Below are 24,777 nucleotides of genomic sequence, written 5' to 3' on the forward strand. Positions count from 1 at the left end.
GTACCTGGAATACCGCCTCTTCATCCTCGACACCCCTGAGACCGTCAGCATCTACCGCGACACCATCGGCGACCTCATGCTCGGCCTCGCCGGCTCCACCGTCGCGGGTCTCGCCGCCGCCTGGGCCGCGCGTCGCCGCCTGCCGAAGAGCCTTCCCGGCCTTCAGCGGCCGTCGCTGAGCCTGGACACGACCGTCCACCTCAGCCTGGACGGGTCAGTACACCAGGGCTTGGACGTCGTCCAGGGTGATCTCTTCCACGAAGGTGGGGGCGCCGGCGATGCGGATGCCGGGGAGGACGTCGTCCGGACCGATCTCGCGGCGGGCGGCGCACTGGGTGCAGAGGGTGACGCGACCCGCGCTGAGGATGACGCCGAGAAGGTCGTCCAGGGGAGTGGCGTGCGGCAGTGAGAACCCGGCGGCCCTTCCCGGCAGCGCGAACCAGGCCGACTCCCCGGTCAGCCACAGGGAGACCGGGACGCCGCTCGCCGCGGCGGCCGCCGCGACGGTGAACGCCTGGTTGCAGCGTTCGGGGGCGTCCGCCCCCGCCGTCACCTTGATCACCAGTGGTCGGGCCATAACCGCACTCTAGTCCGGGCGTACCGCGTAGCATCCTGCGATGTGGCCGGGTTGGTGAATGCGGGGATTCTCGTCGTCGTCCTCGGGCTGATGGCGGTCGCCGCCGTGCTGCTCGTGATCCGGCTTGGCCGCCTGAAGTAGGGCGTCCAGACCACGGGACGCGCAGCGGCGCGCACGCCGCTACGCTCGGTGTCCATGGATCCTGAGCTGCACCCGGACCTTGAGCCCCTGAAGTTCCTGCTCGGCACCTGGGAGGGCGCCGGCGTGGGCGGCTACCCCACCATCGAGTCGTTCAACTTCGGCCAGGAACTGTCCTTCACGCACATCGGCAAGCCCTTCCTGATCTACGCGAGCCGGACCTGGAAGATCGAGGAGGACGGCACGCTAGGGCGGCCGCTGGGCATGGAGACGGGATACTGGCGGCCGCGTCCCGACCACCAGGTCGAGGTGACGCTGGCCCACCCCACCGGCATCATCGAGATCTACGTCGGGGACGTGGCGTTCAACCGGGTGGAGCTGCACACGGACGTCGTCGCCCGGACGGAGTCGGCCAAGGAGGTCACCGGCGGGCACCGGCTCTACGGGCTGATCGGCGAGGACCTCGGCTGGGCCTACGACATGGCGGCCATGGGGGAGAAACTCCAGTCGCACCTGTCGGCGCAGCTCAAGAAGGTGTCCTGAACGCCGGGAAAATGAACGATCCCCGGACCTCCCCGCCGGGTGGCGGGACGATGGACAGGACGGGCCCATCGGTCCGGGGACCGGGTAACTGCCTGGGTTTCGCCGGTCACCGTCGCGACCGGTTGCCACCGCCCGATGGGCGGCGGCGCCGAGGCGGAACGGCGACTAGCGGACAGCCACCTCGCGAGTCCTAGAATCAACCATTTCTTGGACCACCTCCTTTCGCGCGTACCCCGAACGTATGTGAGGCCCGCGCGGCGAGGCAAGCGAGTTTTCCGTGGGCTGAACACCGGCCCCCGGACCTAGACTCGGTGCATGGTCGAGTCGTGGCAGCAGGAGCTGCGGGCGAAGGGGTACCGGGTGACCCCCCAGCGCCAGCTGGTCCTTGAGGCGGTCACCAACCTGGAGCACGGGACCCCCGAGGAGATCTGCACCGAGGTGCAGCGCACCGCCCGCGGCGTCAACATCTCCACCGTGTACCGGACGCTCGAACTCCTGGAGGAGCTCGGGCTCGTCAAGCACGCGCATCTCGGGCACGGGCCGCCGAACTACCACCTGGCCGCCGAGGCCGAGCACATCCATCTGGTCTGCCGGGGCTGCCACACCGTGGAGGACGTCGATCCGCGCGCGGCGGCCGGTCTGGCGGACGTCCTGCAGCGCGACTTCGGCTTCGAGACCGACGTGCACCACCTCACCGTCTACGGGCGATGCAAGGACTGCCGCGCCACATAGTCTGGACGGCATGGAGAGCCCTCTGCTGCAGTCGCCCGGAGCCGTCGCCGCCGACGCGCCCGACCAGGAGGTCGCCGCGCACTACGGGGACCCCGCGCGGGAGCAACGCGCCCTGGAAGAGGGGGCGGCGTTCACCGACCGGAGCAACCGGGGCGTCGTCAGGATCTCCGGGCCGGACCGGCTGAGCTGGCTGCACAGCCTGCTGAGCCAGCGGCTGGACGATCTGAAGCCGTTCGAGCCGACCGAGGCCCTGCTGCTCAGCCCCAACGGGCACATCGAACATCATCTTTCCGTCATCGACGACGGCACGGCCGTGTGGGCTCATGTCGAGCCGGGCGCGGCGCCGTCGCTGGTGGAGTTCCTCGACCGGATGCGGTTCATGCTGCGCGTCGAGGTCGCCGACGTGTCGGACGAGCACATGGTGATCACCGGCCCCGGCGCGGGTGACGGCTCTCTCGCCTGGCCGGACGTCGCCGGGACCACGACGCGGATCGTCCCGCGCGGCGAGTTCCCCGCGGACCTGCGGCCGGCCGGGATCTGGGCCTACGAGGCGCTTCGCATCGCCGAGCACCGCCCCCGGTTCGGCCTCGACACCGATCACCGGACGATCCCGCACGAGGCGGGTTACGTCGAGACGGCCGTCCACCTGAACAAGGGCTGCTACCGGGGGCAGGAGACCGTCGCGCGCGTCCACAACCTGGGCCGGCCGCCGCGCCGCCTGGTGTTCCTGCACCTGGACGGCAGCGTCGACCGCCTGCCCGCGCACGGCGACCCGGTCGAAATCCCGGGCGGACGCACGATCGGGTTCGTCGGGTCGGCGGCCCGGCATCACGAGCTGGGCCCGATCGCGCTTGCGCTGGTCAAGCGGAACGTCCCGGTGGACGCGGAGCTGCTCGCGGGCGGTGTCGCGGCGGCGCAGGAGGTCGTCGTCTCGCCGGAGACGGGCGCGAACGCGCAGATCGCTCTGCGGCGCCGGGCGGCGAAACACGGGTAGCAGCCCGCCCCTCGGGCGAATATCGTCGGATTGAGACGATTTCTGACCGCCGCCGCCCGGGGAAGGTGGATTCCTACCGATGGTCGCGAACCTGGGGAAAGAGGGGCCGCCGGCGGCCAGGCGGGGGACCCGGCGCCGTCCCGCCCGGGAGTCCGCGCTGGTGTGGTGGGCCCTGTTCGCGGTCGTCGCGGGGGCGGCGTGGTGGCTGCACTCGTGGCGTGTCGCGCTGCTCGTCCTGCTGGCGTGGTGCCTGTACCAGTTCATGCTCGTCCCGACGATGTGCCGGGTCCTGTCACAGCAGGGCGCCGCCTGCACGGAACGCACCAGGGGACGCCTCTTCGCCTGCGGGCCCGACCACCAGCGGCTCAGGACCGACGCGCTGTGGCGCCTCGCCGGCCTCCGCAACCCGTTCCAGCGGGACGTCCCGCGGGAGGAGAGCGACAAGAAGGTCGTGGTCGTCTCCTCGGACGTCCGCGGACGCCTCACACCGCAGGACCGCGCCCTCATCCTCCTCGCCACCGCCGGGACCGTCATCGCCCTGGTGGGCATGATCTACGGCTTCCGCTAGCCGCCGAACCGCCCGACACTCTGCCGCCCGTGATGATCAGGGGGCGGTCAGATTTCCAGGATCAGGGTGATCGGGCCGTCGTTGGTGAGGGCGACCTTCATGTCGGCGCCGAACTCGCCTGTCTCGACCTTCGCGCCCAGTGCGCGTAGTTCGTGGACGACCGCGTCCACCAGGGGCTCGGCGGCCGGACCCGGGGCGGCGGCCGTCCAGGAGGGGCGGCGCCCCTTCCGCGCGTCCCCGTAGAGGGTGAATTGGCTCACGACCAGCAGCGGCGCGTTCACGTCCGAACACGACCTCTCGTCCTGCAGGATGCGGAGCCCCCAGAGCTTCGAGGCCAGTCTGCGGGCCTTCTCCGCGTCGTCGTCGTGCGTCACGCCGACCAGGACGAGCAGCCCCGGCCCCTCGATCGCGCCGACGACGCGCCCGTCCACGGACACGCTGGCCTGGCTCACCCTCTGGACTACAGCACGCATGACCATGCATTCTGCCGCTTATGGCAGCAACGACGCTCATCACTGTGGCGCCCACGGGCGCGGAGTCCGCGAAGTCGGACGTCCCGGCCCTTCCCGTGACCCTGGATGAACTGGTCCAGACGGCCAAGGAGTGCGAGGCGGCCGGCGCGGCCGTGATCCACGTGCACATCCGCGACGACGACGCTCGGCCCACGCTCGACTCGTTCCTGCTGCGGGACACGGTGACGGCTCTGCGGGAGAGCACGGGGCTGATCGTCCAGTTGTCCACGGGCGGCGCGGTCACCGACCCGTACGAGGACCGGCTGCGCGTCCTGGACGCCGAGCCCGACATGTGCTCGCTCACCTGCGGGACGGTCAACTTCGGCGACGACGTGTTCATGAACCCGTGGTCGTTCATGGTGGAGCTCTACAAGCGCACCCAGGAACTTGAGGTCGTCCCCGAGTTCGAGCTGTTCGACCTGGGCCATGTGGCGGCGCTGAACCGGCTCCTGGACAAGCACGGGCTCCCGCATGGCGGCCACGTCCACTGCGACCTGGTGATGGGCGTTCCGGGCGGGATGCCGGGCGACGCGCGGACCCTGGTGGCCGCCGTCGGGGCGCTGCCGGACGGCGCCACATGGTCGGCCACCGGCATCGGCCGGACGTCCCTCCCGGTCCTTTTCGCCGCCCTGTCGGCGGGCGGGCACCTGCGCGTCGGCATGGAGGACACGATCACCTTCGCCAAGGGACGCCCGGTGACGGCGAACGTCCAGCTGGTCGAGCGCGCCGCCCAGGCCGCCCACCTGGCCCAGCGTCCCCCCATGCCGTCCGCGGACGCCCGGGCGCTGTTCGGCATCAAGCGCCGCTGACCGGGCAGGATGCGCGCATGATCAATCCTGTGCTGGTCGAGGTCGAGCGGTCCGGGTTCGTGGAGTCGCGGCATCGGGGGGCCGCGGTCGGGTTCGCCGCCGGCGGGGCGGTCGCGGTGCGGGCCGGGGACCCCGAGGTGCCGATCTTCCCCCGGTCGGCGAACAAGCCGATGCAGGCGGTCGCGATGCTGCGGTGCGGCCTGGACCTGGACGGCGAGCTGCTCGCGCTCGCCTCCGGCAGCCACTCCGGCGAGGACTTCCACGTCGAGGGGGCGGAGAAGATCCTCGCCTCCGCCGGGCTGGTCGCCGGCGACCTGCGCTGCCCGGAGGCCTGGCCGCTCGACCCCGAGACCCAGCAGGAGGTCGCGCGGACGAGCGGCGGGCCGTCCCGGCTGCGGATGAACTGCTCCGGCAAGCACGCCGCGATGCTGGCCACCTGCGTCACGGCCGACTGGCCCACGGCGTCCTACCTGGAAGCCGATCACCCGCTGCAGCTCGCCGTCCGGGAGACCGTGGAAGAGCTGGCCGGCGAGCCGGTCGCGGCGGCCGGCGTCGACGGCTGCGGGGCACCGCTGTTCGCCGTCTCGATCACCGGGGTCGCGCGGGCGTTCCGGGCTCTCGTCCTCGCCGGGCCGGGCACGCCCGAGCGGCGCGTCGCGGAGGCCATGCGGACGCACCCGCAGTGGACGTCCGGGACGCGGCGCGAGGAGCGGCAGCTGATGGACGCCGTCCCCGGCCTGCTCGTCAAGTGCGGCGCCGAGGGCGTGGACGCGTTCGCGTTCGCCGACGGGCGCGCCGGCGCCGTCAAGATCGACGACGGCGCGATGCGGGCCCGGACGCCCGTCACCGTCGCGATGCTGCGGGCCCTCGGCGTGGGCGACGGTGCAGACGAGGCCGTCCTGGACGAGCTGTCGATCGTCCAGGTGCGCGGCGGGAACGGCGTCGTCGGCGCGATCCGCCCGGCTCCGGAGGCCTTCGACCAAGCGGTCTAGCGCTGACCGACCAGGTGGTGGGCCTACCGGGTCTCGGTCTCCTTGGAGCGCTTGAGTTCTTCGAACTCCTCCTTGAAGACCGTCTGCTCGTACATGATGCCGTCGGGCCAGGGCTTCCTCGGCTCCCGTCCCGGCTGGGGATTGTCGCGCCGGAACTCCACCGGCTGACCGTCCCGGGAGGGCGGGTAGCTGTGCGAGAACATGCCGGGCGCGTAGGTGTACAGGCCGCCCTGTTCCATGCCGCGGTGGTTGTCCTGGTCGTTCCGGCGCTCCGGGTGCACCCGCCTGGACGAGGCCGCGATGGTCAGGTACAGCCAGGCGAGCAACGCGATGGTGGCGAGGGCCGGGATGATCCAGGCGAAGGCCAGCGCACCGGTCGGAGCCGTGTTCGCCAGGGCCGGGTCGGCGACGATCGTGGAGAGCATGACGGACCACCTCCCGATGGCGGTAATCGGCCCCGCGAGGGGGTCAGTTAGGGATGTGTCCGCTAATTCCCGAATTAACCCCCTGGGCGGCCGGTTCGGCGGGCGCTCCGACGAAGCGGAGCCGTCCCGCCGACAGGCCGGGCACGTTCAGGGCGGCGCAGATGGCCAGGACGCCGATCATCGGAACGGTCCATCCGCCGGTGGCGTCGTGCAGCGCGCCGATGGCGAGCGGGCCGAGCGCCGCGATGACGTACCCGATGCCCTGCGCCATCCCGGACAGCTGCGCCGCGACGTCGGCGTCATGGGCGCGCAGCCCGATGAACGACAGCGCGGTCGCGAACCCGAGGCCCTGGCCGAAACCGAGGATCACCGTCCAGCCCCAGACCGAGCCGATCGGAGCCCAGGTCACCCCGGCGAACCCGATCGCGGTCAGCGCCGTGGTGGCGACCACCAGCGGGCGCTGGTCGCGGGTACGCCGGGCGAGCACCGGGACGGCCAGCGACCCGACCGCCTGGATCGCCGCCGACAGGGCCAGGACGTAGCCGGCCGGCGCCGCATCCATCCCGCGGCTCTGGCAGATCGTCGGCAGCCAGCCGAGCACGACGTACGCCAGCAGCGACTGCAGGCCCATGAACACGGTGACGTGCCAGGCCAGACCGGACCGCCACACCAGCGCGGCGACACCGCGCGGGGCCGCCGGGGGCGGGGCCGAGCGTGCCGCATGCGCGGCCCGCCGCGCCCTCGGCACCCAGAGCAGCCCGGCGAGCGCCGCCGGGACGGCGAGCAGGCCGACCGGCAGCCGCCACGTGGCGTCGAAGAGGTGCTCCACCGGCACGGCGAACCCGGACGACAGGGACGCGCCCACCGTCACGGCGACGGTGTAGATCGCCGTCACCGTCGTGATCCGGGAGGGGTGGTCCCGCTTGATGATCGTCGGCATCGCGATGTTGCCGATGCTGATCGCGATCCCCGCGACCAGCGACCCGGCGAACAGCGGGAACGGGGCGTCCAGCAGCCGCAGCAGCAACCCGGCCACGAGCAGCGCCATCGCGCTGACCAGCAGCGTCTCGCCGTTCGGGGTGCGCCGCAGGAACGGCGCGACGAGCCCGTAGGAGCCGAAGAACACCAGCGGCAGCGTGGTCAGCGCGCCCGCCGCCGTCCCGGACAGGTGGAACGCGTCGCTGATCTCGGTCAGCAGCGGACCGACGACCGCGATCGCCGGCCGCAGGTTGACCGCCACCAGGACGATCATCAGCAGGGAGCCGGCGAGGCCGGCGCGCCGCCCCGTCACCGCGTCCTACCTTTCTGGGGGCGACCCCCAGACCCCCGGGCCCGGAGGCCCGACGATCCTCGCTTCGCTGCGGTCATCGGGCCTCCTCGCGGCCGAGCAGGCTCTCCAGGACGGCGAGGATCGGCTCGACGACGGCGGCCGCGGCCGCCGCAGCGGCCTCCGGGTCGCCCGCCGCGATCGCGTCCAGCACGGCGCGGTGCCGGGCCGGGCCCGCCTCCGGAACCTCGCGGTCCAGCCTGATCGTGCGCATCGACTCGTGCACCCGGTCGATGAAGTACCGCATCGCCTCGATCAGCACCGGGTTCCCGGACGCCTCCGCGACGCCGAGGTGGAATCGCGCGTCGGCGGCGCCGAACGCGTCCGGCTCGGTGGCCTCGTCGCGGGCGCGGAGCAGCTCCTCCAACCGCGCCAGGTCGGCGTCGGTGCGGCGGCGCGCCGCGAGCCGGGCGGCCTGGACGTCGTAGGCGAGCTGCACCTCGAAGACGTCCCGGGCGGACGCGCGGGACACCCGGCGCAGCAGCGGACGCGGGTCGGCGCTGCTGCGCACGTACGTCCCGTCGCCCCGCCGCACCTCCAGCACCCCGACGTGCGACAGCGCCCGGATCGCCTCCCGGACGGCCGGGCGGCTCACACCGAGCTGCGCGGCCAGGTCCAGCTCCGCCGGGATCCGCTCGCCGACCGCCCAGGAACCGTCGCTGACCTGTGCCTGGAGCTGGTCGAGCACGGCGTCCACCGTCGATCGGCCCGGTACCGGACTCAAGCCCACAAACCCTCCCCAAAGTAAGATGTCAGACATCTTACGAAGGGCCTGACCCGTGGTGACCACCGGGAGGGGTCTCGGCGATCACCACGGGCTTCTACAACGCCCGCCGGACAAGGGTGTGGGCGGGAGATCCGGCAGGCGTCGCGTCAGTGGAGCCTGCGCAGGCCGAACCGGCGGCGCGGCTTGCCCCGCCGTCCGGCCTCGCTCCTCGCGGCCTCTTCGCGCTCCTTCTCGCGGGCGGCCTCCTCGTCGGCCCGCCCGGACTCGACGTGGGCCACCGCCTCCCGGTGCGTCACCGAGGGGGCCGGGTCGCGGCGCGTCCGCTGAGAGGGGCTGCCCTCGATGACACCGCCCATCACGGGACCGCGATGCGACAGTCCGTCGTCACCGCCGTGGTAGCGGTGCTGCTTGCGCGACGCCGTGAGCGTCACGCCGATCCAGGCGATGAGCGCCAAGAAGATGACAGCCGGGCCGATGGCCATGAAATAGGCGTCCCCGAGCCGGACGGAGCCGGCGAGCGCCAGGTCGGCGAACATGGGGCGACACCTCCTCGCCCCCGCCTTTACCCCGCGTCAGGCGGTTAACCGTCCGGTGACCGCCCGCGCCGCTCACAGACCGCGCGACTGGGAGATCGAACCCGAGGTGGCCAGCGTGAACGTGCGCATCGACTCGGCGAACTTCGACAGGTCCCACTCGGCCGGGCCCTCGTACCAGTAGAGGTTGTCGGCGCCCTCGGCCCGCTCGCCCGCGTCCTTCACCGTCTCCGCCCACTTCGGGACGGCGTCGAACACCACCGCGTACGGCAGGAAACGCGAGAACAGCGCGATCCGCTGGCGCGCGGCCGTCTCGTCGCCGTCCGGGATGGCGCCGCGCTCCAGGAACGCGCGGAAACCGATCGTGTGCGCGAGGACCGTGGCGCCGCGCGCGGTCTTCGCCGGCATGTACTGGCCGCCATAGGCCAGCGCCGCGCCGGCGATGATCAGCGCGAGCCCGGCCAGCGCCCACTCGGTGGTGAGCGCCAGCGCGACCGTCCCGGCGATGCCGAGCAGGGTGACGAGAATGCCCGCGATCGTCCAGCGGGACCGGACGGTGTCGGGGCGCCGCGCGAACCAGCCCTGCTTCACCACGTCGTCGTACATGGCCGACCTGACCTGCGCCAGCTTCGTCGAGAACGTCCCGCCGAGCTCGGACAGCTTGACGGCCTCGCGACCGGACCCGTCGGGCGCCGTCAGCAGCGCGTCCAGCAGGATCCGCTCGTAAGGGAGCAGGTCGGCCTGCGGACGGTTCAGCCGGCGCAGCGTCCAGTCGAGGCGGCCCGTCCGGGCCCGGTCCTCCTCCTCGATCAGCAGGTAGCCGCGGACGGCGAGATCGACGATCGTCGCGGTCACGTCGATCACGTCGGCCTGCTCGTCGATCAGCGTGCCGATCTGGCCGGGACGCACCCCGTTCGGCGGCTCGAACTCCGTCCCGGCGACCGGCGGCTGGTCGCCCTCGGCGGCCTTCCTGCCGACGACCCGGGCGTCCCGCCCGCGCAGCAGGTAGAGGGCGACGACGCCGCCCACCAGCAGCGCCAGCAGGCCGCCGAGCGCGCCGCCCGTCACGGCGTTGACGGAGAACGCGGTCGCGAGCGTGTGGCGGCGCTCGTAGATGGCGCGGCCGCCCGTCGTGCCGGCGGGCAGCCCCGCGACGACGGTCAGGTACTCGCCCGGCAGCATCCCCTGCTGCGCGTATATGCCCTGCGTGTGCGTGTGGTTCGTGTAGTACTGCGTGCAGCCGATCGTGCTGCCGATCGGCCCGGTGAAGCAGTTGACGCTGCGGATCATCGTGCCGGCGTCGACGGTCGCCTTCGCCTCGTCCAGCGGCACCTTCCAGCCGCCGATCACCGGCCAGCGCAGCTCCTCCGCCGCGCCCATCCGCGTGATCGCGCCGCGCAGGCCGTACTCCAGCAATACGGTGTGGTCGCCGGTCAGCTTCTTGCCGCCCGACACCTTGACCGTCGTGTTCGTGCCCGCGCTGGACGAGGCGACCCTCGCCGGCCCGCCGTCCGGGCTGCTCGCGCGCAGGTTCTCCAGCCGGTAGACGCGGTCCTCGGTGAGGCTCTCGTGCGTCCGGGTCGGGAACGTCCGCTGGAAGCCGTCGTGCCCGGCGAACCGGTAGACGATCGTCTCCTTCACCTTGATCGTCCCGCCCTGGCCCGCGGTGAGGACGACGTCGTCCTTCAGCACCCGCTCCGCCGCGGCGAACCGCTCGTCCGCCGCCGCGGAAGTGCAGGTCAGCGCGGGTATGACCAGCGCCGCCGAGAGCATCAGGACCACCGGGCGCGACCGCAGCACCGCCGCAATAGCAGACATGGCCGCAAATGGTATCGGGAACGCGTGCGATGATTCTGCGCTATGGCAGGTCATTACCCCCCGCCGCCCCCTCCGCCGCGGCCTCCGGCACCGCCGTACGGCCGGCCGCCCTACGGTGGACCGCCCCAGGGTGGGCCGCCGTACGGACGGCCGGGGTACGGGCCTCCTGCCTATGGGCAGCCGCAGTACCGGTACGTCCCGATGCGTCCGCCGCCGCGCCGCAGCGCCGGCGGGACGATCGCGGGCATCTTCGGCGGCCTCACGTCCGTCGTCGTCCTCGCGATCCTCGGGCTCTCGCTGTACGGCGGGGGACAGAGCGGCTCCACCGGCGGCGGGCCGTCCATCTCGTCCGGTGGTCCGACGACGCCGCGGGAGAAGGCGACCAACAGCAAGCTGTACAAGACGGGCGCGCTGACACCGGTGAGCTGCCGGCTGCCGCGCATCGTGCCGTCGGCCGAGTCGATGCGCACCTTCATGAACACGCTGAGCGACTGCCTGGACACGTCATGGTCCAAGCAGTTCGCGAAGGCCGGGATCCCGTTCGACAAGCCCAACCGCGTGTTCTGGCTGGAACCGGGGCACAGCCCCTGCGGCACCTACCCGGCTCCCGGCGCGTCCGCGTTCTACTGCCCGGCGAACAACACGATGTACGTGGGGCTCCAGAACGTCGTGGAGACGTCCGGCGGGGAACCGCTGTCCCACTACGCCGTCTACGCCCGGGTGATCGCGCACGAGTACGGCCACCACGTCCAGGACCGGGCCGGGATCCTGCTCTACGGGGACCGCCAGATGGAGACCGGCGACACCGCCACCCGCACCGAGGCGAGCCGCCGCATCGAGCTGCAGGCGCAGTGCTTCGCCGGCGCGTTCCTCGGCACCGAACGCTCCACCCTCCCCATGACGCGCGAGCAGTACGTCGCCATGATCACGGATGTGCGGGGGCGGGGCGACGAGCACCAGCCGCCGGACAAGCGCGACCATGGCTCGGGCCGGCACTACGCGGGCTGGGTGATCACCGGCTTCAACGGCAGGAACCTCACCGTCTGCAACACCTGGATCGTCTCGCCCGCCAAGGTGAGCTGACCGGCCGGGTTCCGCACCGAGGTTGAGTCCTTTACCCACGCGGGTCTGAGCACGGGTACTCATGACCTCGACGCCGTTGGATCCCAGACTCGTGCCATGACGACCTCCCCTCCGCCGGCGCCTGCCGGCTCCACCGCCTTCTTCATCCAGGCCGCGATCTCGTTCGTCGTGTCCAGCGTCGGCGTCGCCGCCGGTGTCGTGTACCTGCCCGTCAGCGCGTGGGTCAGGGCCTTCCTGGCGCTCGGCCTGCTGTACGTGATCACGTCCACGTTCACGCTGGCCAAGTGCGTCCGCGACAGGCAGGAGAACCAGGCCATCAGCAGCCGCGTCGACCAGGCCAGGCTCGACAAGCTGCTCGCCGAGCACGACCCGTACGCCACCCCGAACCTGTGACCCGCCCTCTTCTCCCGGCGTTTCTGGCATGTGAGGCGTTTCACCGCGAAGTGCTAGCTAGACTGCTTGCAATTGCAAGCACGATGACGCAGGGTGGAGACATGGCGAGTTCGAAGGTCGGCTCCATCGGGGAGTACATCCGGGAGCAGCGCACGCGGGCGAAGATCTCGCTGCGGCAGCTCGCGGACGTCTCCGGGATATCCAACCCGTACCTGAGCCAGATCGAACGCGGCCTGCGCAAGCCGAGCGCCGAGATCCTGCAGCAGATCGCCAAGGGTCTGCGGATCTCCGCCGAGGCGCTGTACGTGCAGGCCGGCTTCCTCGAAGACCGCGAGGCCGACACCGACGTCCAGGCCGCGGTCCGGGCCGACCTCCTCCTCACGGAACGGCAGAAGCAGGTTCTGCTCGACATCTACGCGTCGTTCCTCAAGGAGAACGAAGCCACCGGCGTCCTCGGCACCGATGCCGCAGTGCACGCCGAATCGCACCAGACCGGACCAGAAAGCAATGGAAGGGAAGAGGTCGGATGACGCTGGCCAGCAACCTCCGAGAGAACAAGGCCGTCTACGCCGTGGCCGGCGCCGGCGACTTTGCGGTGGAGAAGATCCGTGAGGTCCCCGAGCAGGTGACCAAGTACCAGTACCGCGCCCGCGAGACCGCGACCAAGTACCAGGGCGAGGTGCGCGAGACCGCCGCCAAGTACCGCGTGCAGGTGCGCGAGACCGTGGACCGCTACCGCGGCGAGGTCTCCCGGTACCAGGAGCGCGTCGACGCCAGGGACCTGCCGGGCGCGGCCGTCGCGTACGCCACGCACTTCGGCACCCGCGCGTTCGAGTTCCTCGACGAGCTCGCCGAGCGCGGCAAGAAGGTCGTCCACCGCGAGGCCGTCCAGGTCGCCGAGATCACCGAGGCCGACGCCAAGCCGGCCCCGAAGACCCGCCCCGCGCAGCCGCGCAGGACGACGCAGGCCAAGGCCACCGGGCAGTCCCGGTCCACCACGAAGAAGTAAACGGCGCCCGAGCGCGTTTCGCGGCGGGGCCCGGCCGGGAACACCCGGCCGGGCCCCTTCGTCTTTTCCTCCAGGTGGGTTAAGGATTCCTACCAGACGGTGCGCATAGGGTTGGGTAAGGAGACCCGTGTGCGCGACGAGGAGTCGCCGTCCGAGACGAGCAGGAGCGATCGCCGATGTCGGGCTTCAACGTGCTGGACTACTTCTTCTGGCTGCTGCTGATCATCGCGTTCGCGATGGAGGCGTGGGCGCTGATCGACTCGCTGACCGTGCCCGTCGGCGCGTTCTCCGCGGCGAGCAAGCAGAGCAAGAAGCTCTGGATGATCATCCTGATCGTCGCGACGGTGGTCGGCGCCGCGTACGCGGTCGCGCCGGCGGCGCTCGGCGCCAGCCCCATCGCGCTCCTGCTCGGCATCCTCCCGGTCGCCGCGTTCATCGCCGCCGCCGTCTACCTGGCGGACGTCCGCCCGGCCGTCGGCCCGTACAAGAAGAAGGGCGGCCGCGGCGGCTCCCGATCGGGCCCCTACGGCCCCTGGTGACCTCGTGAAGTGTACACTTCGGGCATGGAAAGTGTTCCTTTGAAGGATGCCCGTACACGGCTCGGCAGGATTCACACCGCAGCCGCCCACGGGCAGCCCGTAGAGATCACCCGTCATGGTTCCGCTCCGGTCGTAGTGGTCTCCAAGAGCATGTACGACGTGATGTTCACCGACCACCTGCGCTGGCAGGCAGAGCAGTACCGCAAGGCCCTTGAGGAGGGGACCATCCCCGAGGGCACGCTCGTCATCCACCGAGACGACCTTGACCGGTGGCGTGACGCCACCCCGGAGGAATGGGCGACAGGCAAGCTCGATGCCTGACCATCTGATGATTTCACCACCGGTCCGCCGGCAGATGGCAGCCCTTTCGGAAGGGCTCCGCAAGCTGGTCTTCGACGTCATCCTCCTGCTGCTGGAGCAGCCTCACCCGCCCGGTAGTCACGCCTACGAGGGCGTTGCCGACATGTACTGGCTTGAACTGGATCAAGTGACGATCTACTACAACGCCTACGAAACCGGCACGATCATCCTCCAGCAGGTCGTCGTCAACGACTGAGAGCGCTGAGGGCCGAGGCTTTCGAGATCCCCGACATCATCCGGACCGCGACGAACCTGGTGCCGCCCGAAGTGCAGGACGTCCGGATCGTCGACATCGTCGGCCTCGACACGCAGGCCGACGGTGGCACCCACGTCGGCTCCACGAAGCAGATCGGCCGCATCACGGTCGCCAAGGTCGAGAACAAGGGCCGCGGCTTCCGCCGCCTCCGCATCAAAATCACGGACTGACGTCGACGACGCTGAGCCGGGCACCGGTGCGGCGGGCGCCTCCGCCGCGCCGGTGCCCGACGGTCTAGGGGGACGGGCGGGAGAGCGCGTCCACCGAGATGAGGCCGTGTTCGACGAGGTCGACGGCGCGGTCGAGGGCGGTGCGCATCGACACCGGGTCGTAGCCTTCGCGGCGGCAGTGCGCGACGACCGCCTGCATGCCGCCGATCGCGATGCCGGACGCGGCCACCGCGTCGATCTCCGAGATGCCGGGGCACAGTTCGCGGAGCAGCGCCTCGATCGCCTCCTGGGCGTCCATCATGCGCTGGAGCGCGCGGGCGCGGAGCCCGGGGCGTTCCAGGACGAGGGCGACCTGGACGGGCCCGTAGTCGCGGTGCTCCGCGACCAGCGCCTCCAGGACGTCGACGATGCTGCGCCGGATCGTCTCCATGGGCGATTCGCCCGGGGTGCGGCGCAGCCGTTCGGAGACCTCGGCGAGACGGTCGTCGATCTCCGCGAAGATCACGTCCTCTTTGGACGGGAAGTAGCTGAAGTACGTGCGGGGCGACACGTCGGCGGTGGCGGCGATGTCGGCGATCGTGGTCTCCTCGTAGCCGCGCTCGGCGAACAGGCGCAGCGCCGCGGTCGCGATGGCCTGCCGGGTGCGCTGCTTCTTGCGCTCCCGCAGGCTCGGCCGGCCGGCGTCGTCCACCATGTGACGGACATTACCATGACTGCAAAGTTGCATCTATTGCAAAACTGCATGTAGTGGGTGTTCTCTGCGAGGATGGCGCGATTCCTGGACGCACTAGGGCGGCTCTGCGTGCGGCGGCGGCGCGCGGTCTTCGAGCTGTGGGCCGTGGTGATGCTCGGTGCAGGGGTCCTCGGGCTCGTGCACGGGGGCATGTTCGTCCAGCAGAGCACGCTGCCCGGCACCGAGACGCAGCGCGCCATCGACACCCTCCACCAGGACTTCCCCGCGCTGACCGGGCCGACCGCGACCGTCGTCTTCCACGAGACGCCCGAGGCCAGTCCCGCGGACTGGCGGGTCGCGCTCGCGATCGGCCGGTCGATCGAGAACATCACGAAGCTCGACCGGGTCGCGTTCGCCGAGAACCCCTACGTCCAGGGCATGGGTGGGCTGAAGGACGACAACGCCGTCGTTGTCCGGCTGAACTTCACCGGGACGATGAGCGACGTCGGCCATGCCGACCTCGACGCGCTGAACCGGGCCGTCGAGCCCGCCCGGATGGCCGGGCTGGAGGTGAGGTTCGGCGGCATCGTCGCGATGATCCTCAACCAGCCGAAGGGCGGGCCGCAGGAGGGCACCGGAATCCTGCTCGCGCTGCTCGTCCTGCTGCTGGCCTTCGGGTCGTTCCTCGCCGCGGGCATTCCAATCGTGGTGTCGCTGTGCGGAATGGTCGTCGCCTATTCGCTCATCCATTTCTCCGCGTCGCTGTTCCAGCTCGCGCCGACCGCACCGATGGTCGCGGCGATGCTCGGAATCGGGGCCGGAATCGACTACGCCCTGTTCATCGTGACCCGCTACCGGCAGCAGCTCGCCGACGGCGACGACGTCGAGACCGCGGTCGGACGCGCCATGGCGCATTCGGGCCACGCGGTCGTCTTCGCCGGCGGCACCGTCGTGTTCGCGATCTGCGGCCTGTTCCTTTCCGGGATCGCCTTCATCGGGCGGATCGGGCTGGCGGCCGCCCTCGCGGTCGCCGTCATGGTCGTCGCCGCGCTGACCCTTCTGCCCGCCGTTCTCGGAGCGCTCGGGCCCCGGATCGACCGGTACAGGATGCCCCGCGTCCGGCCCGATCGGAGTTCCCGCCGATGGATGGCCTGGGGACGGCACGTCGACCGGCACGCCTGGCCTTACGCGATCGTCGCGACCCTCGTGCTGCTGGCCCTCTCCATTCCCACGCTCAGCCTCCGGTTCGGCGTGATGGCGGACAGCATGTCGTCCCCGAAAATGGAGGCGCGGCAGGCGTACGACATCGTCGCCCAGGAATTCGGCGCCGGGCATTACAGCCCGTTCGTGGTGGTCGCGAAGGTCCCGGGCGAAGAGAAGCGCGTCAGACCGAAGCGGGTCGTGCCCACGGTCGACGGGCGTGCCGGGCTGACCGGTCTCACCGGGCCCGCGGCGGCGGAGCCCTCCCCGCCCGCGCGGCCCAAGCGTCCCAAGGGCGCCCCGGACACGAGCAAGAAGCCCGACAAGCGCGCGACCCTCATCGGCCAGGAACTGCGGCTGAAGATCTCCGAGGTCCCCGGCGTCGTGTTCGTGGGGGAGCCCGTGGTCACCGGGACGACGGCGATAGTCCAGGTGATTCCCCGGGACGCACCGCACGCCCAGTCGACCACCGATCTCGTCCACCGGCTGCGGAACGTGGAGATCAGATCCGTGCGGGACGCGCATCCGGGCTCGCGGATCTATCTCGGCGGCGAGAACCCCGCGATCATCGACCTCGCCACAACGGTCGGCGACCGGATGCAGGCCGTCGTCGTCGCCGTCGTGGGCGTCGCGTTGCTGCTGCTCGTCATCGCGTTCCGCTCGGTCATCGTCCCGCTGAAGGCCGCCTTGATGAACCTGCTGTCGATCGGCGCCTCATTCGGCGTCGTGACGGCCGTCTTCCAATGGGGATGGGGCGTCGAACTGCTGGGCGTCGACCAGGCCATTCCCATCATGTCGTTCATCCCGCTGTTCATGTTCGCCCTGATATTCGGGCTGTCCATGGACTACGAGGTCTTTCTCCTGTCGCGCATCAAGGAGGAGTACGAGCGGACGGGCGACCCGCACGAGTCCGTCGTGATCGGCATCGGCGCCACCGCCCGCCTCATCACCTCGGCCGCGCTCATCATGATCTTCGTGTTCGCCAGCTTCGTCCCGCAGCCCGACCCAACGATCAAGATGATGGCCCTGGGGCTGGCCGTGGCCGTCGCGACGGACGCCACGATCGTCCGGCTCGTCCTGGTCCCGGCATTGATGAGCCTGCTGGGCCACGCCAACTGGTGGTGGCCGGGCCGCGGCCGCCCGGCCGTCCCGCCGCCCACACCCCCCGCACCGGTCGCGGAGCAGCTGGAACTGGAACTGACCGGCTGAGTCAGGGGATCTGTTCCACCCGCACGCCGGGGACGGCCTCGTAGACGTTCGGGTCGGCGGTGATCAGCGGCCACCGGCGCCAGCGCGCGGACCAGGCGGCCTGCGCGGCGTCCATGCCGAGGTTCGGGATCGTGGTGACGAGGAGCCCGGTCTGCTGGGCGATCACGTCGTCGAGGTCGTCGACATGGACGACCTGCATGCCGGGCAGCCGCTCCAGCAGGGCGCGGCCGTGGTCGGGGACGAGCTGCCAGGCCCGGGCGAGGGACGTGGCGGGGATGACGATGGTCGCGTGCTGGGCGATGGATGCGCGGAGCCGGGCGCGGACGTAGATGGTCTTGCCGGTCGCGAGGTCCAGAAGGGCGGTCGCGTCGAAGACGTGACCGGTGATCACGCGACGTCCCGGCGGGCCGCGCCGCCCTCGACGAGGCGGTCCACCATGGCCTGTTCGTCGGGACTCGGCGGCCCGAACAGGTCGTCGATGGTGGACGCGTCGCGCAGGTAGGCGAGCTTGAGGCGCGCCCCGTCCGCGAGGAAGCCTGACACCGAGGCGATCTTCTTGTCCTCGGCGAGCCCCTGGAGCGTGGCGGCAAGCTCGTCGGGCAGCGTGATGTTGAGTCTCGCCATGGGCCACACAATACACACTTTCACCCCCTCCAGTGTGTACTCGCATGGCCGAGGAGACCGGCCGGACGGCCGACGAGTTTCGTCACCCCGGCGTGTCGATTCATGCGGGGATCGTTCGTATGGAGGACGGGACGCCGGAGCGCCAGACGACGAGCCGGCGGCGGAGAGGGATGGTGAGGGCAATGGGCGAGGTGCGGATCCTTGTGACCGGGCGCGGGCTGGTCGAGTCGCCGCGGTGGCACGGTGACAGGCTGTACTTCTCGGACTGGTCCGCGGGCGAGGTCGTCGCGGCCGGCCTGGACGGATCCAGCGAGGTCGTCGCGCGCGTGAAGTCGCTGCCGCTCTGCACGGCATGGCTCCCGGACGACCGGCTGGTCATCGTCGCGTCGGCGGACGGGCGGCTGCTCCGCCTTGAACCCGACGGGAGGCTGGTCACCCACGCGGATCTCGGCCGTCCGGGGTGGAACGACATCGTCGCCGACGGCCGCGGCAACGTCTACGTGAACCGAGCGGGCTTCGACCCGATGGCCGGGGAGGAGTTCAGGCCCGGACATGTCTTCCTGGTGCCGCCGGACGGCCCGGCCCGCCAGGTCGCCGAGGAGATCGCGTTCCCCAACGGGATGGCGGTGACGCCGGACGACTCGACGCTGATCGTCGCCGACTCGTACCGCAGTCGGCTGGTCGCCTTCGACATCGGCGCGGACGGCGGGCTGTCAGGCCGGCGGGTCTGGGCGGAGCTGGGCGACGGCGTCCCGGACGGCATCTGCGTGGACGCTGAGAACGCCGTCTGGTACGCCGACGTCCCCCATCGGCGATGCGTGCGGGTCGCCGAGGGCGGAGAGGCGCTGGAGACCGTCGATCTCGACCGTGGCGCGTTCGCCTGCGTGCTGGGCGGCCCCGATGGGACGACGCTGTTCGTCACGGCCGCCGAATGGCGCGGCATGACCGAGTCCGAGATGGTGGCGCCCGGCAGCGGCCGACTCCTCGCCGTCGGGGTCGGCGTGCCGGGCGCCGGGCGGCCGTGACTCAGGGGCTTCCGGTGAACGGCCGGGAGTGCGGGGGCGGGAGGCGGAACAGGCCCTTCAGCCTGCGCAGGGCCTCCCGGTCGCCGGTCGCCGTCGCTGTTCCGTTCTCGATGGCGTCGGCGAACGTGCTGCCCTGGCCGGTGAGGTCGAGGAACGCGTCCTCGCTGATGGTGATGGTCGCGTCCGGGTGCTGGGCGGGACCGTGCAGCGCCTCGATCGTCCCGTCGTCGATCCGGGCGTGGAAGACCTCGTCACCGATCCGGAACTCGTACACGGCGCGTAGCCCGGCGGCGGCCTCGGGATCGAAGCAGGCACGCAGGCCGAGGACCGTCCAACCGGGGTGGAACGTCTCGGTCTCGCGCCGCTCGCCCATCGCCCACTTCAGCCCCCACCGTGCCAGCGCCAGGACGGCCGGACCGAGTTCCTCGCCGGCCTCGGTGAGCGCGTACGCGGGGGTGCGGGCGGGCGGCGGAAGCGTGATCTTGCGCGCCAGCCCCTCGCGTTCCAGATGCTTCAGCCGGGCGGCCAGCAGCCCGGTGCCGAGGCCGCGCAGGCTCGCCTGCAGGTCGCCGAACCGTTTCGGCCCGGTCAGCAGTTCGCGGACCAGCAGCAGCGTCCAGCGCTCGCCGACGAGGTCGAGGGTGCGCGCGGTCGCGCAGTACTGGTTGTACGTTCGCTGTTCCACTTCATCACTCTAGACTTCGCGCTTCCGGTTCTTGAACGGCCTCCAGGAGCATCCGGGCGAGCGGCTCCGGGTCGGTCATCATCACGTTGTGCGGGCCGTCCAGCGCGAGCGTCCGGTATCCGATGGATTCGGCGAACCGGTCGAACGGGTAGGGCGACCCACTGCAGCAGATCGCCGTGCCGGGAATCTTGTCGACGGCCCCGGTGAGGCGGGTGGGCTCGGTGAACGTGCGCAGCGGCTGCGGGACGAGACGCGGCGCCAGCCGCTCCGCGTCACCGGGGTCGGTGATGCCGAACATCGCCGGAGGCGGGGGCGGGATGTGGCCGTCCCCGCGCGCCTCGGCCGCCGCGCTGACCGCCTCGGCGAAGGCGTCGGGGGCCAGGCTGAACAGGCTCGCGCCGTCGGCCCCCGCCCATCCGTCGACCAGAACGATGTGGTCGACCGCGCCGGGCCGCGCGTCGGCGGCCTCCCGCACGACCAGGCCCGCGTAACTGTGCCCGACGAGCACCAGCTCATCCTGGACGTCGTCGAGCGCGGCGACGACCGCCTCGGCGTGGTCGTGAAGCCCGTGGTCTCCGCCGAGGTCCGGGGTGAGCGTGCGCGCCCCGGCGGCGTTCAGCAGCGGGACGACCTCGTCCCATGACCAAGGACCGTGCCAGGCCCCGTGGACGAGAACGAACGTGGTCATTGGTCTCCCTTCATCATGGGCAGCACCCGGTCGGCGAACTCCTCCAGGCCGGCGTCGTGGTCATCGGTCGCCAGGCGGATCACGAGATGGCGGGCGCCCGCCTCGACGTAGCCGTTCAACCAGTCGGCGGCGTCCTGGGCGGTCCCGGCGAACATGGCCTGGATGGACGCGACGAACTCCAATGGCGCGTTGTAATAGCGCTCGATGCTCGTCCGGAGCCGGCGGCGCGCCTTCTCCGGGTCGTCGTCCAGGCAGAGCGTCGCGTACAGGGCCGGGGTCGCCTTTCCGACGGCCTCGCGCTCCTTCGCATACGTCGCCGCCTCGGGCGGGTAGGGCAGCCACCCGTCGGCGATCCGGGCCACCCGCCGCACGGCGGTCTCGCCGCTGCCCGTGAGCCAGATCGGCGGCCCTCCGGGACGGGACGGCGGCGGCGCGAGCCGGACGTCCTCGAACGCGAAGTGCTCGCCCGCGAAGGAGACCGCGTCCCCCGACCAGAGTCGCCGCATCGCCTCGATGGACTCCTCCATGCGCCCGATGCGGCGGGCGAATCCGATGCCGACCGCCGCGAACTGGGCTTCGGTGGCCGGGTTCGGGAACCCGCCGCCCATGCCCGCGATCACCCGTCCGTCCGACAGCCGGTCGAGCGTGGCGAGCTGATGGGCCAGCAGGATCGGATGGCGCAGCGCGGGCAGTAGCACCGCCGTGCCGAGCGCGACCCGCTCGGTGGCCTCGGCCACCGCCGCCAGAAGCAGCAGCGGATCGGCGCGCGGTCTGGTCACGGGGCTGTCGCCCGCCCAGACCGAGTCCAGCCCCGCCTCCTCGGCCCGCCGCGCCTGCGCGACCAGCCGCCCCAGGTCGTGCTCGCCCAGAACGTCCTGGTCGCGGGTCGGCAGCAGGTACCCGACCTCCACCATCCGGCCTCCCTGGTTCGTCGTGGTTCTCCGACCCTAGCGATTGACTTCCTATTTTTGAAGTGCAAGGTTCTAAATAAGGAAAGGAGCTCATCGTGTCCAAGGCGCTCTACACCGCGGAAGCACATGTCGCCGGAGGCAGGGACGGCCGCGGCCGCACGTCCGACGGCCGGCTGGACCTGGACCTGCGGCTGCCCAAGGAACTGGGCGGAGACGGCGAGGGGACCAATCCCGAACAGCTCTTCGCGATCGGCTACGCGGCCTGTTTCGGCACGACCCTCGCCCTGATCGGCGGCCGCGAGAACCTCAAGGCCGACGACGCGGAGATCGACGCGTCGGTCTCCCTGATCCCGATCGACGGCGGCCGCTTCGAACTCGGCGCGGAACTGCGGATCTCCCTGCCCTCACTCACCCCAGACCAGGCAGCAGACCTGGTCAGAGCAGCGCACCAGGTCTGCCCCTACTCCAACGCCACCCGCGACAACATCACCGTCTCCCTGGAGGTCAACGGAAATCCACTGTGAGGCCGTAGCCGAATCGCGATCCTCACTGACCAGTCGCCGCCCGCGGGACGTCAGGTCGTTGCTGAAGCGGCGGGGGTCGGTCGTTGGGCGCGGAAGGTGCGGCGGTAGGTGTCCGGGGGCACGCCGACCGTGCGGTTGAAGTGCCGGCGCAGTGTGGTGGCGGTGCCCATGCCGGTGGCCGCCGAGATGGAGTCGATGCCGTCGTCGGTGGTCTCCAGTAGCTCCTGGGCGTGGCGGATCCGCTGGGTCAGCAGCCACTGCAGCGGGGTGGTACCGGTCACCGACCTGAAATGGCGGCCAAGGTTGCGCGAGCTCATGTTCGCCTGCCGGGCCAGGTCCTCCACGGTCAGCGGCCGGTCCAGACGTTCGATCACCCAGGGGAACAGTTCGCCGAGCGGATGGTTGCCCGGAGCGGGCACCGGAGTGGTGACGAACTGCGCCTGGCCGCCGTCCCGGTGCGGCGGCACGACCAGGCGGCGGGCGGCCGCGTTGGCGATCGACGAGCCGTGGTCGAGGCGGACGAGGTGGAGGCACAGGTCCATGGCGGCGGCCTTGCCGGCGGAGGTGAGGACGCTGCCGTTGTCCACATAGAGGACGTCCGGGTCCACCTTCACCTGGGGATAGCGGGCGGCCAGGTCCCGGGTGTGCGCCCAGTGCGTGGTCGCGCGGCGGCCGTCCAGCAGGCCAGCGGCGGCCAGCACGAAAGCGCCCGTGCAGAGCGAGGCCACGCGTGCGCCTGCCTCGTGGGCCGCGCGTATCGCGTCGACCAGCGCGGCGGGTGGGTCCACGTCGACATCGGCCCAGCCCGGGACGATCACGGTGTGGGCGCGCGCCAACCCGTCGAAGCCGTGGTCGGGCTCCAGCAGGAACCGGCCGACCCGCACGGCGCGGGGCCCGCAGACGGCGACCCTGTACCAGGGGACGTCCACACCGGCCGGGGGCGCCCCGAAAACCTCCGACGCCAAGGACAGCTCGAAGTGCAGCATCCCGTCGGTGACGGCCAGCGCGACAGTATGCATGTCCGGAATTGTACGGGCATTGGCGTTCCGGACGCTCGCGCGCTTTACCCACCCTGGACAGGATGTCCGTTGACACCCTTTGAGCACGAGGAGAACCCATGGGATCGGGACGCACGGTGGCGGTGTTCGGCGCATACGGGCACACCGGGCGGTTCGTGGTGGCCCAACTGCTGGAGCGCGGATTCGTCCCCGTCTTGTCCGGCCGCGAGGCCGTCAAGCTGAAGGCGCTGGCGGCGTCCGGACCCGGACTGGACGTCCGCCCGGCGTCCGTCGATGACCCGGCCTCGCTCGACCGCGCACTGGCCGGCGCCGCGGCCGTGATCAACTGCGCCGGGCCCTTCGCCACGACGGCCGCCCCGGTGATCGAGGCGGCACTGCGCGCCGGGATCCCGTACGTGGACGTGGCGGCCGAGATCGAGGCCAACGCCGACACGTTCACGCACTTCAGGGACCGTGCGCGCAGCGCCGGAGCGGTGATCGTCCCTGCGATGGCCTTCTTCGGCGGCCTCGGCGACCTGCTCACCACCGCCGCGATGGGCGACTGGACGGCGGCCGAGGAGGCGCACATCGCCTACGGGCTGAACAGCTGGCACCCCACCGCAGGGACGCGGGCCGCGGGCGTGGTCTCCCGGCACCGGCGGGACGGCCGGCGCGTCCGATACGCGAACGGACGGCTGGAGTACCGCCAGGACGAGCCGCCGACCCTGGAGTGGCCCTTCCCCGCCCCGATGGGCACCCGGACCGTCATCGGGGAGTTCACGATGGCCGACGTCGTCACCGTCCCCAGTCACCTGGCCATCCCCGAGGTGCACAACTACATGACGGTCGAGGCGGCCGGGGACCTCTCGTCCCCGGACACCCCGACGCCGGTCGCGGCCGACGAGCACGGGCGGTCCGCGCAGACCTTCGTCGTCGACGTCGTCGTGCGTTCCGGAGGCGGTGAACGGCGCGCCGTGGCGCGCGGCCAGGACATCTACGCGATCACCGCGCCGCTCGCGGTGGAAGCGGTCGACCGCATCCTCGCCGGCCGGACCAGGACGACCGGTGTCGCCTCCGCCGGCGAGATCTTCGACGCCCCCGACTTCCTCCGCGCGCTCTCCCCGCACATTTCCGTGGACCTGCACGCTTGACGGGTGACGCCCGCGAGGGCGGGCAACCGTTTCGGGGGGCCAACCGGTAGATATCGGCGAGGGATCTACTGGGAGGTCGGATGCGGGAGCGACCGGACTACGCGGCGTATGTGACGGAGCGGTCGCCGCGGCTGCTCAGGACCGCCTACCTGCTGTGCCGAGACTGGGCGCAGGCGGAGGACCTGCTGCAGACGGCGCTGGTCAAGGCGTGGCGGGCGTGGCGGCGGATCGGGGACAACCCCGATCCCTACGTCTACCGGATCCTCGTCAACACGCACGCGTCGTGGGCGAAACGGCGCTGGCGGGGCGAGCGGTCCACGGAACGGCTGCCGGACGGCCCCGACCCGGCGGACGGCATCGGCGCGGTCGAGGACAAGGCGGTCCTGTGGTCGGCGCTCGGCCGGCTCCCGCGGGGGCAGCGCGCCACGCTGGTGCTGCGCTTCTTCGAGGATCTGTCGGAGCCGCAGGTGGCCGCGATCCTCGGCTGCTCGGTCGGGACCGTGAAGAGCCAGACCAGCAAGGCCCTTGCCAAGCTCCGTATCGATCCGGGCGTCCTGGCCGCCGCACCGCAGGGAGGGGAGTGA

The 24,777-nt window shown here is 71.2% G+C and carries 33 protein-coding genes; 19 read left to right on the forward strand and 14 right to left on the reverse strand.

The window, feature by feature from the left end; all coding sequences use genetic code 11:
* Nucleotides 1–214: 214 nt before the first annotated feature.
* Nucleotides 215–577, reverse strand: a complete 363-nt coding sequence (locus tag ACQPXG_RS06090; RefSeq protein WP_433466621.1) for a DsrE family protein — start codon at nt 575–577, stop codon at nt 215–217.
* Between the two features lie 195 nt (nt 578–772).
* On the opposite strand from ACQPXG_RS06090, the gene ACQPXG_RS06095 reads away from it, so the two are divergent.
* From ACQPXG_RS06095 to ACQPXG_RS06110, 4 genes are all read left to right on the forward strand, one after another.
* The gene (locus tag ACQPXG_RS06095) at nt 773–1,258 is read left to right on the forward strand and encodes an FABP family protein (protein WP_433466622.1); all 486 of its coding nucleotides are present in this window, start codon (nt 773–775) and stop codon (nt 1,256–1,258) included.
* A gap of 315 nt (nt 1,259–1,573) precedes the next feature.
* Entirely contained in the window at nt 1,574–1,990 is a 417-nt protein-coding gene (locus tag ACQPXG_RS06100) for a Fur family transcriptional regulator (protein WP_433466623.1), read from the forward strand.
* 10 nt (nt 1,991–2,000) lie between these two features.
* Nucleotides 2,001–2,984, forward strand: a complete 984-nt coding sequence (locus ACQPXG_RS06105; protein WP_433466624.1) for a YgfZ/GcvT domain-containing protein — start codon at nt 2,001–2,003, stop codon at nt 2,982–2,984.
* A gap of 79 nt (nt 2,985–3,063) precedes the next feature.
* The gene (locus ACQPXG_RS06110; RefSeq protein ID WP_433466625.1) at nt 3,064–3,552 is read left to right on the forward strand and encodes a hypothetical protein; all 489 of its coding nucleotides are present in this window, start codon (nt 3,064–3,066) and stop codon (nt 3,550–3,552) included.
* Between the two features lie 47 nt (nt 3,553–3,599).
* Here ACQPXG_RS06110 and dtd read toward each other — a convergent pair whose 3' ends face one another.
* Nucleotides 3,600–4,025: a D-aminoacyl-tRNA deacylase gene (dtd, locus tag ACQPXG_RS06115; RefSeq protein ID WP_433466626.1), complete on the reverse strand. Its 426-nt coding sequence runs from the start codon at nt 4,023–4,025 to the stop codon at nt 3,600–3,602.
* 20 nt (nt 4,026–4,045) lie between these two features.
* Here dtd and ACQPXG_RS06120 point away from each other — a divergent pair, with 20 nt between their 5' ends.
* Both ACQPXG_RS06120 and ACQPXG_RS06125 read left to right on the forward strand, forming a co-directional pair.
* Nucleotides 4,046–4,873: a 3-keto-5-aminohexanoate cleavage protein gene (locus ACQPXG_RS06120; RefSeq protein WP_433466627.1), complete on the forward strand. Its 828-nt coding sequence runs from the start codon at nt 4,046–4,048 to the stop codon at nt 4,871–4,873.
* Nucleotides 4,874–4,890: 17 nt separating this feature from the next.
* On the forward strand, nt 4,891–5,865 hold the full coding sequence (locus ACQPXG_RS06125; RefSeq protein WP_433466628.1) for an asparaginase: 975 nt from the start codon (nt 4,891–4,893) through the stop codon (nt 5,863–5,865).
* 23 nt (nt 5,866–5,888) lie between these two features.
* Here ACQPXG_RS06125 and ACQPXG_RS06130 read toward each other — a convergent pair whose 3' ends face one another.
* The 5 genes from ACQPXG_RS06130 to ACQPXG_RS06150 form a co-directional block, all read right to left on the reverse strand.
* Complete coding sequence (locus ACQPXG_RS06130) at nt 5,889–6,290, reverse strand: hypothetical protein (protein WP_433466629.1); 402 nt, start codon at nt 6,288–6,290, stop codon at nt 5,889–5,891.
* Between the two features lie 43 nt (nt 6,291–6,333).
* Nucleotides 6,334–7,581 carry a CynX/NimT family MFS transporter gene (locus tag ACQPXG_RS06135; protein WP_433466630.1) on the reverse strand — a complete coding sequence of 416 codons (1,248 nt, stop codon included), beginning with the start codon at nt 7,579–7,581 and terminating at the stop codon, nt 6,334–6,336.
* Nucleotides 7,582–7,654: 73 nt separating this feature from the next.
* A complete protein-coding gene (locus ACQPXG_RS06140) occupies nt 7,655–8,341 on the reverse strand; it encodes a FadR/GntR family transcriptional regulator (protein ID WP_433466631.1) in 687 nt (228 codons plus the stop codon).
* A 149-nt stretch (nt 8,342–8,490) separates the two neighbouring features.
* Nucleotides 8,491–8,880 carry a hypothetical protein gene (locus ACQPXG_RS06145; protein ID WP_433466632.1) on the reverse strand — a complete coding sequence of 130 codons (390 nt, stop codon included), beginning with the start codon at nt 8,878–8,880 and terminating at the stop codon, nt 8,491–8,493.
* 72 nt (nt 8,881–8,952) lie between these two features.
* Nucleotides 8,953–10,695, reverse strand: coding sequence for a DUF2207 domain-containing protein (locus tag ACQPXG_RS06150; RefSeq protein WP_433466633.1), 1,743 nt, complete (start codon nt 10,693–10,695; stop codon nt 8,953–8,955).
* A 201-nt stretch (nt 10,696–10,896) separates the two neighbouring features.
* Here ACQPXG_RS06150 and ACQPXG_RS06155 point away from each other — a divergent pair, with 201 nt between their 5' ends.
* The 8 genes from ACQPXG_RS06155 to ACQPXG_RS06190 all read left to right on the forward strand — a co-directional run bounded on the left by ACQPXG_RS06155 (nt 10,897) and on the right by ACQPXG_RS06190 (nt 14,505).
* On the forward strand, nt 10,897–11,778 hold the full coding sequence (locus ACQPXG_RS06155; protein WP_433466634.1) for a neutral zinc metallopeptidase: 882 nt from the start codon (nt 10,897–10,899) through the stop codon (nt 11,776–11,778).
* 96 nt (nt 11,779–11,874) lie between these two features.
* Nucleotides 11,875–12,171, forward strand: a complete 297-nt coding sequence (locus tag ACQPXG_RS06160) for a YiaA/YiaB family inner membrane protein (protein WP_433466635.1) — start codon at nt 11,875–11,877, stop codon at nt 12,169–12,171.
* A 101-nt stretch (nt 12,172–12,272) separates the two neighbouring features.
* Complete coding sequence (locus ACQPXG_RS06165) at nt 12,273–12,701, forward strand: helix-turn-helix domain-containing protein (protein WP_433466636.1); 429 nt, start codon at nt 12,273–12,275, stop codon at nt 12,699–12,701.
* Nucleotides 12,698–13,180, forward strand: a complete 483-nt coding sequence (locus ACQPXG_RS06170; protein ID WP_433466637.1) for a hypothetical protein — start codon at nt 12,698–12,700, stop codon at nt 13,178–13,180. Before ACQPXG_RS06165 ends, ACQPXG_RS06170 begins: the two co-directional genes overlap by 4 nt.
* Before the next feature lie 176 nt (nt 13,181–13,356).
* On the forward strand, nt 13,357–13,719 hold the full coding sequence (locus ACQPXG_RS06175) for a DUF2516 family protein (RefSeq protein ID WP_433466638.1): 363 nt from the start codon (nt 13,357–13,359) through the stop codon (nt 13,717–13,719).
* Between the two features lie 24 nt (nt 13,720–13,743).
* Nucleotides 13,744–14,040, forward strand: a complete 297-nt coding sequence (locus ACQPXG_RS06180; protein WP_433466639.1) for a type II toxin-antitoxin system prevent-host-death family antitoxin — start codon at nt 13,744–13,746, stop codon at nt 14,038–14,040.
* 34 nt (nt 14,041–14,074) lie between these two features.
* Entirely contained in the window at nt 14,075–14,275 is a 201-nt protein-coding gene (locus ACQPXG_RS06185; protein ID WP_433466640.1) for a hypothetical protein, read from the forward strand.
* A 59-nt stretch (nt 14,276–14,334) separates the two neighbouring features.
* On the forward strand, nt 14,335–14,505 hold the full coding sequence (locus ACQPXG_RS06190) for a hypothetical protein (protein ID WP_433466641.1): 171 nt from the start codon (nt 14,335–14,337) through the stop codon (nt 14,503–14,505).
* A 64-nt stretch (nt 14,506–14,569) separates the two neighbouring features.
* Here ACQPXG_RS06190 and ACQPXG_RS06195 read toward each other — a convergent pair whose 3' ends face one another.
* On the reverse strand, nt 14,570–15,199 hold the full coding sequence (locus tag ACQPXG_RS06195; RefSeq protein WP_433466642.1) for a TetR/AcrR family transcriptional regulator: 630 nt from the start codon (nt 15,197–15,199) through the stop codon (nt 14,570–14,572).
* A gap of 72 nt (nt 15,200–15,271) precedes the next feature.
* On the opposite strand from ACQPXG_RS06195, the gene ACQPXG_RS06200 reads away from it, so the two are divergent.
* Nucleotides 15,272–17,587 (forward strand): MMPL family transporter, encoded by a 2,316-nt coding sequence (locus ACQPXG_RS06200; RefSeq protein ID WP_433466643.1) that lies wholly within the window; start codon nt 15,272–15,274, stop codon nt 17,585–17,587.
* Between the two features lies 1 nt (nt 17,588).
* On the opposite strand, the gene ACQPXG_RS06205 is transcribed toward ACQPXG_RS06200, so the two are convergent.
* Together ACQPXG_RS06205 and ACQPXG_RS06210 are read right to left on the reverse strand one after the other, a co-directional pair.
* On the reverse strand, nt 17,589–17,978 hold the full coding sequence (locus tag ACQPXG_RS06205; protein WP_433466644.1) for a hypothetical protein: 390 nt from the start codon (nt 17,976–17,978) through the stop codon (nt 17,589–17,591).
* Nucleotides 17,975–18,211 (reverse strand): hypothetical protein, encoded by a 237-nt coding sequence (locus ACQPXG_RS06210; protein WP_433466645.1) that lies wholly within the window; start codon nt 18,209–18,211, stop codon nt 17,975–17,977. Before ACQPXG_RS06210 ends, ACQPXG_RS06205 begins: the two co-directional genes overlap by 4 nt.
* A gap of 182 nt (nt 18,212–18,393) precedes the next feature.
* On the opposite strand from ACQPXG_RS06210, the gene ACQPXG_RS06215 reads away from it, so the two are divergent.
* Entirely contained in the window at nt 18,394–19,236 is an 843-nt protein-coding gene (locus ACQPXG_RS06215; RefSeq protein ID WP_433466646.1) for an SMP-30/gluconolactonase/LRE family protein, read from the forward strand.
* Between the two features lies 1 nt (nt 19,237).
* On the opposite strand, the gene ACQPXG_RS06220 is transcribed toward ACQPXG_RS06215, so the two are convergent.
* The 3 genes from ACQPXG_RS06220 to ACQPXG_RS06230 are packed head-to-tail and all read right to left on the reverse strand — an operon-like array spanning nt 19,238 to nt 21,523.
* The gene (locus ACQPXG_RS06220) at nt 19,238–19,921 is read right to left on the reverse strand and encodes a winged helix-turn-helix transcriptional regulator (protein ID WP_433466647.1); all 684 of its coding nucleotides are present in this window, start codon (nt 19,919–19,921) and stop codon (nt 19,238–19,240) included.
* Between the two features lie 4 nt (nt 19,922–19,925).
* On the reverse strand, nt 19,926–20,609 hold the full coding sequence (locus tag ACQPXG_RS06225; RefSeq protein ID WP_433466648.1) for an alpha/beta fold hydrolase: 684 nt from the start codon (nt 20,607–20,609) through the stop codon (nt 19,926–19,928).
* Complete coding sequence (locus ACQPXG_RS06230) at nt 20,606–21,523, reverse strand: LLM class flavin-dependent oxidoreductase (RefSeq protein ID WP_433466649.1); 918 nt, start codon at nt 21,521–21,523, stop codon at nt 20,606–20,608. The genes ACQPXG_RS06225 and ACQPXG_RS06230 overlap by 4 nt, the downstream gene beginning before the upstream one ends.
* An 89-nt stretch (nt 21,524–21,612) precedes the next feature.
* Here ACQPXG_RS06230 and ACQPXG_RS06235 point away from each other — a divergent pair, with 89 nt between their 5' ends.
* A complete protein-coding gene (locus ACQPXG_RS06235) occupies nt 21,613–22,044 on the forward strand; it encodes an organic hydroperoxide resistance protein (protein ID WP_433469907.1) in 432 nt (143 codons plus the stop codon).
* 50 nt (nt 22,045–22,094) lie between these two features.
* On the opposite strand, the gene ACQPXG_RS06240 is transcribed toward ACQPXG_RS06235, so the two are convergent.
* The gene (locus ACQPXG_RS06240; protein WP_433466650.1) at nt 22,095–23,063 is read right to left on the reverse strand and encodes a helix-turn-helix domain-containing protein; all 969 of its coding nucleotides are present in this window, start codon (nt 23,061–23,063) and stop codon (nt 22,095–22,097) included.
* A 98-nt stretch (nt 23,064–23,161) separates the two neighbouring features.
* Here ACQPXG_RS06240 and ACQPXG_RS06245 point away from each other — a divergent pair, with 98 nt between their 5' ends.
* The gene (locus ACQPXG_RS06245) at nt 23,162–24,193 is read left to right on the forward strand and encodes a saccharopine dehydrogenase family protein (protein WP_433466651.1); all 1,032 of its coding nucleotides are present in this window, start codon (nt 23,162–23,164) and stop codon (nt 24,191–24,193) included.
* A gap of 80 nt (nt 24,194–24,273) precedes the next feature.
* Nucleotides 24,274–24,777 (forward strand): SigE family RNA polymerase sigma factor, encoded by a 504-nt coding sequence (locus ACQPXG_RS06250; protein WP_433466652.1) that lies wholly within the window; start codon nt 24,274–24,276, stop codon nt 24,775–24,777.

The sequence above is a fragment of the Spirillospora sp. CA-128828 genome (genome assembly GCF_050945415.1).
In the GTDB taxonomy this organism is placed as follows: Bacteria; Actinomycetota; Actinomycetes; order Streptosporangiales; family Streptosporangiaceae; genus Spirillospora.